The sequence below is a fragment of the Mycobacterium colombiense genome (genome assembly GCF_003284935.1).
Classification (GTDB): domain Bacteria; phylum Actinomycetota; class Actinomycetes; order Mycobacteriales; family Mycobacteriaceae; genus Mycobacterium; species Mycobacterium arosiense_A.
This window is the reverse complement of the sequence record NZ_QMEV01000118.1, coordinates 1-7,777: the sequence shown is the minus strand read 5'-3', so window position 1 is coordinate 7,777 and position 7,777 is coordinate 1. Positions and strand designations below refer to the sequence as shown.

Genomic DNA, 7,777 nt, shown 5'->3' with positions numbered 1-7,777 from the left:
TTCCCCCGGGCGCGCCCGACGGGGTGGTGGGCGTGGCCCCGCACGCGACCATCATCTCGATCCGACAGTCGTCACGAGCCTTCGAGCCGGTCAACCCGCCGCCGGGGGATCCCTACTCGGACGAGAAGGTCAAGGCCGGAACGCTGAATTCGGTTGCGCGCGCGGTGGTTCACGCCGCCAACATGGGGGCCAAGGTGATCAACATTTCGGTCACCGCGTGCCTGCCCGCGGCGGCCCCGGCCGATCAGCGCGCCCTCGGTGCAGCGCTGTGGTACGCGGCGACCGCGAAGGACGCGGTGATCGTCGCGGCCGCCGGCAACGATGGGGAAGCGGGCTGCAACAACAACCCGATGTATGACCCGCTGGACCCGTCGGATCCGCGAGATTGGCATGAGGTCAAGATCGTCTCGGCGCCGTCGTGGTTTTCCGATTACGTCCTGTCGGTGGGCGCCGTCGACAGCAGCGGTGCGCCGCTCGACAAGAGTATGACGGGCCCCTGGGTCGGCGTGGCCGCACCGGGAACCCATATCATGGGCCTCTCACCGCAAGGCGGTGGCCCGGTCAATGCCTACCCGCCGTCGCGACCGGGCGAGAAGAACATGCCGTTCTGGGGCACCAGTTTCTCGGCGGCCTACGTCAGCGGCGTCGCGGCGTTGGTGCGCGCGAAATTCCCCGACCTCAGCGCGCATCAGGTGATCAACCGGATCGTCCAGTCGGCGCACAATCCGCCTGCGGGTGTTGACAATAAGGTCGGATACGGGATGGTGGACCCCGTCGCCGCCCTGACCTTCAACATCCCCCCGGGCGATCGGATGGCCCCCGGTGCGCAGAGCCGGGTCATCACCCCGGCACCGCCGCCCCCGCCGCCCGACCACCGGGCGCGCAACATCGCCATCGGGTTCCTGGGAACGGTGGCCGCCGGCGTGCTCGTGTTCGCGATCGCGGCCCGGCTGCGGAGGGCCCGATGAGACCCGAACTGACCGGGTTCAGCCGCGGCAGCAATCGCCGGGTGGTCGGCGTGTGGGTGGTGTTCCTGCTCGCCTTCGCCGCCTGGCTGGTGGGCGGTTACATCGGCGCCGCCGTCGCCGTGGTGGTGGGGGTGGCGCTGGTCTTCGTGCGCTGGTGGGGCCAGCCGGCGTGGTCGTGGGCCGTGTTGTGGCGGCGTGGCAGGCACCCGGTCGACTGGTCGGCACCGGTCACCGTGGCCAACAATCGATCCGGTGGCGGCGTGCGCGTGCACGACGGCGTCGCCGTGGTCGCGGTGCAGTTGCTGGGCAGGGCTCACCGAGCCACCAGGGTGACCGGCTCGGTGACCGTCGAGACCGAAAACGTCTTGGACATCGTCGAATTGGTGCCGATGCTGCACCAGGCCCTCGGCCTGCAGCTCGATTCGATCAGCGTGGTCACCGTCGGCTCGCGGCACGGCACCATCGGGGACTTTCCGCGGGTGTACGACTCCGAGATCGGAACCCCGCCGTATGCGGGCCGGCGCGAGACGTGGCTGATCATGCGGCTGGCGGTGATCGACAACGCCCAAGCCCTGTTGTGGCGCACCACCGTTGGCTCGGCGGCCATTTCGGTCGCGCAACGCATCGCCGGACTGCTGCGCTGCCAGGGGTTGCGCGCCAAGGTGGCCACCGCCACCGACCTCGTCGAGCTCGACCGCCGGTTGGGGTGGGACGCGGTGTCAGGAACCGTGCAGCGATGGAAAGCGATACGCGGAGAAGCGGGTTGGATGACCACCTATGCGTACCCGCCCGAGGCGATCACGTCACGCAACCTCTCGCAGGCGTGGACGCTGCGCGCCGACGAGGTCATCCAGAACGTGACCGTATACCCGGACGCCAAGTGCACCGCCACCATCACCGTGCGCACGCCCACGCCGGCCCCGACACCGCCCAGCGTCATCCTGCGCCGGCTCAACGGCGAGCAGGCCGCCGCGGCATCCGCGAACATGTGCGGCCCGCGTCCGCATCTGCGCGGATTGCGGCGCAGCCCGCTGCCGGCGGAGCTGATCACCGAGATCGGACCGTCGGGCGTGCTGATCGGCAAGCTCAGCAACGGTGACCGGCTGCTGATACCGGTTACCGATGCCGGTGAGCTCTCGCGCGTGTTCGTCGCCGCCGACGACCCGATCGCCAAGCGGATCGTGATCCGGACCGCCGGTGCCGGCGAGCGGGTGTGCGTGCACACCCGCGACATGTCGCGCTGGGTCAGTGTGCGCATGCCGGAGATCAGCGTGGTGAGCAGTCCGCGTCCAGCACCGCGGACCACCGTCAGCGTCGTCGAGTACGCGCCGCGACGTGGCGGCGGTGGGGGCGCGCTCGAAGGCGGCGGTATCGAGGCGGCGATCTCACCGACGCCGCGGCCGGCGACCGTGATCACCATCGCGCCCGCGGGGGCCACGCTGTCCGAGGGGCATCGGAACGGCTTCGAGGTGATCATCGAGCAGATCGGGCCGGCGGTGGTCAACGTCAGTGCAGCAGGAGAGAATTGGCTTGTCGAGATGGACATGTTCCGCGCCGAGAACCGCTACGTCAGTCTCGAGCCGGTAGGCATCTCGGTCGGCACGTAGCAGGTCGGTAACGCGAGTTTGAGGCACGGTGTGATGAGCAGCCGTTGCCGCGAGGGGTTGTGATGGGTGATTTGCAAACTGCCCGAAGGCATTTCGATCGGGCTATGGCGATCAAGAGCCGGCAGGGCCGGGCGGCGGCGCTGCCGGAGTTCGTCGCCGCCACCGACGCCGACCCGTCGATGGCCGACGCCTGGCTGGGTCGCATCGCGTGCGGCGACAGCGACCTGGCGTCGTTGCGGCAGCTCTACGCCACCAGCGAATGGCTGCACCGTGAGACCACCCGCATCGGGCAGACGCTGGCCGCGGAGATCCAGCTGGGCCCCTACATCGGCATCACCGTCACCGACGCGTCACAGGTCGGGCTCGCGTTGGCGTCCGCGCTGACGATCGCCGGGGAATACGCCGAGGCGGACAGGCTGCTGGCCAACCGCGACCTGCTCGATTCCTGGACCAATTACCAGTGGCACCAGCTGGCCCGCACGTTCTTGATGTACCGGACGCAACGCTGGCCGGACGTGTTACTGGCGGCCGCCGACGAGCTGCCCGCGCAGGCCATCGTCATGTCGGCTGTGACGGCGTCGATTTGCGCGTTGGCCGCCCACGCCGCCGCCCACCTCGGGCAGGGCCGGGTCGCGCTGGACTGGCTGGACCGCGTCGACGTGATCGGGCACAACCAGTCGTCGTCGCGCTTCGACGCCGACGTGCTGACGGCGTCGATCGGCCCGGCCGACATTCCGCTGCTGGTCGCCGATCTGGCCTATGTGCGGGGCATGGTGTATCGCCAGCTGCGCGAGGAGGACAAGGCCCAGATCTGGCTGTCCAAGGCCACCATCAACGGGGTTTTGACCGAGGCGGCCAAAGAGGCACTGGCCGACCCGAACCTGCACCTGGTCGTCACGGACGAAGAAACCATCGACAGCCGCACCGACCGGTGGGACGCCTCCTCGGCCAAGAGCCGCGACGAGCTCGACGACGACGCCGCCGCCGACGTGCGCGCCGCGCTGTTGGCCGAGGGGCGCAAGCTGCTGGCCAAGCAGGTCGGACTGGCCGCGGTCAAGCAAGCGGTCGCGGCGTTGGAAGACCAACTCGAGGTGCGGATGATGCGGCTCGAGCATGGCCTGCCGGTGGAGGGGCAGACCAATCACATGCTGCTGGTCGGCCCGCCCGGTACGGGTAAGACGACCACCGCCGAGGCGCTGGGCAAGATCTACGCCGGCATGGGCATCGTGCGCCACCCCGAGATCCGGGAGGTGCGCCGTTCGGATTTCTGCGGCCACTTCATCGGCGAGTCCGGACCCAAAACCAACGAGCTCATCGAAAAGTCGCTGGGGCGAATCATTTTCATGGACGAGTTCTACTCGCTGATCGAACGCCATCAGGACGGCACCCCCGACATGATCGGCATGGAGGCCGTCAACCAGCTCCTCGTGGCGCTCGAGGTGCACCGGTTCGACTTCTGCTTCATCGGGGCGGGCTACGAAGATCAAGTGGACGCCTTCCTCACCGTCAACCCGGGTCTGGCCGGCCGGTTCAACCGCAAGCTGCGCTTCGAGTCCTATTCACCGGCGGAGATCGTCGAGATCGCCCACCGCTACGCCACCCCGCGCGCCAGCCTGCTCGACGACGGCGCCCGGGAAACGTTCCTGGACGCGGCGACGACGATCCGCAACTACACCACCCCCGGCGGGCGCCACGGCATCGACGCCATGCAGAACGGTCGGTTCGCCCGCAACGTCGTCGAGCGCGCCGAGGGCTTTCGCGACACCCGGGTGGTGGCGCAAAAGCGCGCGGGTCAACCGGTGACGGTCGAGGATCTGCAGATCATCACCTCGGCCGACATCGAGGCCGCGGTGCGCAGCGTGTGTTCGGACAACCGCGACATGGCGGCCATCGTCTGGTGACGGGATTACGCCGGCTCGAAGCGGAAAACGGCCAACCTCCCCGCCAGCGCTTCGAATTCGTCGGGCGTCCCATCGCGCACCATCCCCGAGCGTTTCGCGAAGGCCACCCCGACCGGGACCTCGCTAGGGAAGGCCCGTAGCACCGGCCGCGCTTCGTGGGCGGAGAGTTCGACGATCCGCACCGTGCGTGACCGTCGACCGCGGCTCAGCGTGCCGACGCCGGCCGCCCGGGCATTCGCCGCCCAGTCGGCGCCGGGGTAGCCGGCCACGACGTAGAGGCCGCCCTGAAAGTCGAAGGGCGTCATCGGGGTACGGCGTGGCTGACCCGATTTGCGGCCGGGCACGGTGAGCACCATGGCGGGGCCGGTCGGGATCCCGAGCCGTTGGACCGCCATCATGAACTTGTTCATTCCCTTGAGGTAGCGCGGGGGGCGAGGATCGGTCATCTCAGGCTCCTTCTTGTTCGTTGCTGAACATCTCTCGGTGTGCGGAAACCCAGTGCGCGAACGGGATTGGCGGCCGGCCGAGGATCTTCTCCACGTCGTGGGTGACCAGGGCGGGCTTGTCGAGCGTCTCGGCCTGCATGGCGAGGTAGGCGTCGGCGAATCCGGCGCTGAACCCGAGGCCGATGAATCGTTGCCGCACGGCGTCTGCGGGGATCTCGTGGTAGTGCAGCGACCGGCCCAGCGCGGCGCCGATGACCTCGACCAGCTCCGCGTTGGTGAAGGCCTGTGGCCCCGTCAGCGGAATGCGTTGTCCGACAAGTTCGTCGGTGAGCAATGCGCGCGCCGCGACCCCGGAGATGTCGGCCTCGACGATCGGCGCCGCCGATGCCGCGGCGTAGGGCCCGGCGACCACGTCACCGGCGCGGATCTGGGCCGACCACATGCCGGCGAAGTTCGTGGCGAACACCGTGGGCCGCAGGCTCACCCACTCCAGGCCCGAGTCGACCGCGAGGCGTTCGACCTCCCGGTTGCGGTCCCCGCGGAACCGGGACGGCTGCCGGGCGACGTCGTCGTCGGCGTTGATCGCCGACAGCGCCACCAGCTTGGTGACACCGGCGCGCCAGCACTGGTCCACCACGTCGTCGAGTTGCCCGCCCAGCGCCCGGGAATTCAGGAAGACCGCGGAGGCACCCGGAAGCGCCTCGGCGGCCGAACCGAACACCTGCACCCCGGGTGGAAATCCGGCCGGACCCGGCTGTCGGGTGACCGCCCGCACGCGCGCTCCCGCGGCCAGCAGTTCGGTGACGAGTGGGCGTCCGACGTTGCCGGTCGCGCCGGTGACGACGATGGTCATGACGGTTTTCCTTCCGTGAACTTTGTGCACTTGGAAAAACGACGGGGCAAAAGGTGGGAAAGTTACACCCGAGAACTTGTAACTTTTCGCCCCAGTAGATCGTCGAAGGGTCATGAACCAGTCGCAGTCAGCCGGCGACCAGGTCAGCGAGGCCTGGCGTCGGCACCGCCCATACCTGGTCAACCTCGCCTATCAGATGCTGGGAGACATCGGTGACGCGGAAGACGTTGCACAAGAGGCATTTTTGCGACTTTCGCGAGCCGACGGCAGCGAGATCGAGGACGTGCGGGGATGGCTGACCGTGGTGGCGAGCCGCCTCTGCCTCGACCAGGTGCGTTCGGCGCGCGCCCGGTACGAACGACCCGGCGAGGTTGCGGAGCGACCGGCGCCGGGCCACATCGACCCGGCCGACCGGGTCACGCTCGACGACGAGATCCGCACCGCACTGCTCGAAGTCCTGCGCAGGCTCAGCCCCGGTGAACGGGTCGCCTTCGTGCTGCACGACGTGTTCGGCGTCCCGTTCGACTCGATCTCGCAGACGGTGGGCCGCCCGGTCGGCACCTGCCGTCAGCTAGCACGGAGGGCCCGCACGAAATTTCATGCGGCACAACCGAAACTGAGCGACGTCGCATCGGCAGAGCACCAGTTGGTCACCGAGAAGTTCATCACCGCATGCGCCAACGGCGACCTCGAGGCGTTGGCCGGCGTCCTGGATCCGACGGTGTGGGGCGTGGGCACCATCCTCGCGGACCCGGCGCCGCCGCCGCAGATCAACCACGGGCCAGATGCGGTGGCCACCAACCTGTTGCGCTACCTGTGGCCGGACGTGACCCTGGTGAGCGGTCCCGTCGGGGGCCCGGTGCTGCTGGCCTTCAGCGAGCGCCGCCTGTTCGCCGTCATCGTGCTGACGATCCGCGGGTCGCGGGTGCGCAAGATCGAGGCGATCGCCGACCCGTCGGCGCGGGCCTAGTTCTGCTTGCCGGCGTTGTCGGCGGCGCGGTGGGGACGCGCCGCGAAGTACCCGGCGATGGTCGCGGTGATCTCGAGGAATTTGCGCCGCGTCGCCGGGGCCATCTCGTGGCTCACGTCGATGACGCCACCGGGCCGCAGGTGGGGATCGAAGGGCACTTCGATCACCGGCCGGCCATGATCGGTGAACTCGCGGGCGAGCAATGCCCGGGTGCGCTTGTCGGCATGGCCATCGGAATCGTTGAGCACCACGATGGTGTGGCGCAACAGCGTGTCCAGGCCCTGATCCGCCAGCCACTCCATGGTCCGCGCGGCGGCGGATGCGCCGTCGGCCCAGGGGGAGGACACCACGATCAGCGCGTCCAGATCGCGCAGGACCTCCTGGGTGAGCGGGGCGTCCATCGTGGAACCGCAGTCGATCACCGAGATCGTGAAATGGCGGTCCAGTCGCAGCGCCGCTTCCCGGTAGATCGCCGGATCGAGCACTCGGCGCGGGCCTGACGCCGGTTCCCCGGCGAGGACGTGAAGACCCGCCGCATTGCGGCCCAGCCGCGCCACCACATCGTCGAAAGACCGCAGGTTCTTGTCGGCGGTCAGCTCCCAGAACGAGCCCGTCGACGCGGGATCGATCCGGCTGCTGAGCCTTCCGAAGGCCGTGTCGGCGTCGATCGCGACGACGTGGTCTTGCCGGCGCAGCGTGGCGAACAGCGAGCCCACGCTCGCGGCGACCGACGTCTTGCCCACGCCGCCCTTGCCCAGCACGCCGACCTTGTAATTGCCGTACAGGCGCGTCCGGATGGCCGCCTCGAACTGGGCCTCCTGTTGCTGGGCGGGCGAGGGGCCCAAGTTGATCAGACCGAAGGTGATCAGCCGCAGGACGCGTCGCCACCCGCGATCGGGTAGCTCCGCTGTCGGGGCGGCGGGAGCGGAATGGGTCGGTTGGCCAGACGACGCCGCGGGCGGCGGCCGAAACGACGGGGCGGGCGTTGACGGCGGCGCCGCCCCCCAGCCCTGCGGCCGGGCCGGCGAGGGC

The 7,777-nt window shown here is 69.1% G+C and carries 7 protein-coding genes; 4 read left to right on the top strand and 3 right to left on the bottom strand.

Annotated features, from left to right (window positions below):
• The 3 genes from mycP to eccA2 all read left to right on the top strand — a co-directional run.
• On the top strand, positions 1–968 hold a 968-nt coding region (gene mycP, locus DQP57_RS25815; protein ID WP_112635678.1), incomplete at its 5' end, for a type VII secretion-associated serine protease mycosin.
• Positions 965–2,575 carry a type VII secretion protein EccE gene (gene eccE, locus DQP57_RS25810; RefSeq protein ID WP_112635674.1) on the top strand — a complete coding sequence of 537 codons (1,611 nt, stop codon included), beginning with the start codon at positions 965–967 and terminating at the stop codon, positions 2,573–2,575. The genes mycP and eccE, both read left to right, overlap by 4 nt.
• 62 nt (positions 2,576–2,637) lie before the next feature.
• On the top strand, positions 2,638–4,476 hold the full coding sequence (gene eccA2 / locus DQP57_RS25805; protein ID WP_112635672.1) for a type VII secretion system ESX-2 AAA family ATPase EccA2: 1,839 nt from the start codon (positions 2,638–2,640) through the stop codon (positions 4,474–4,476).
• Positions 4,477–4,481: 5 nt separating this feature from the next.
• Here eccA2 and DQP57_RS25800 read toward each other — a convergent pair whose 3' ends face one another.
• A complete protein-coding gene (locus DQP57_RS25800) occupies positions 4,482–4,922 on the bottom strand; it encodes a nitroreductase family deazaflavin-dependent oxidoreductase (protein ID WP_112635670.1) in 441 nt (146 codons plus the stop codon).
• A 1-nt stretch (position 4,923) separates the two neighbouring features.
• Entirely contained in the window at positions 4,924–5,775 is an 852-nt protein-coding gene (locus DQP57_RS25795; protein ID WP_112635668.1) for an NAD(P)H-binding protein, read from the bottom strand.
• Between the two features lie 112 nt (positions 5,776–5,887).
• Here DQP57_RS25795 and sigI point away from each other — a divergent pair, with 112 nt between their 5' ends.
• Complete coding sequence (sigI, locus tag DQP57_RS25790) at positions 5,888–6,745, top strand: RNA polymerase sigma factor SigI (RefSeq protein ID WP_112635666.1); 858 nt, start codon at positions 5,888–5,890, stop codon at positions 6,743–6,745.
• On the opposite strand, the gene DQP57_RS25785 is transcribed toward sigI, so the two are convergent.
• Positions 6,742–7,777 (bottom strand): MinD/ParA family ATP-binding protein (locus DQP57_RS25785; RefSeq protein ID WP_240631891.1); only part of this gene is annotated, 1,036 nt, incomplete at its 5' end. The genes sigI and DQP57_RS25785 overlap by 4 nt on opposite strands.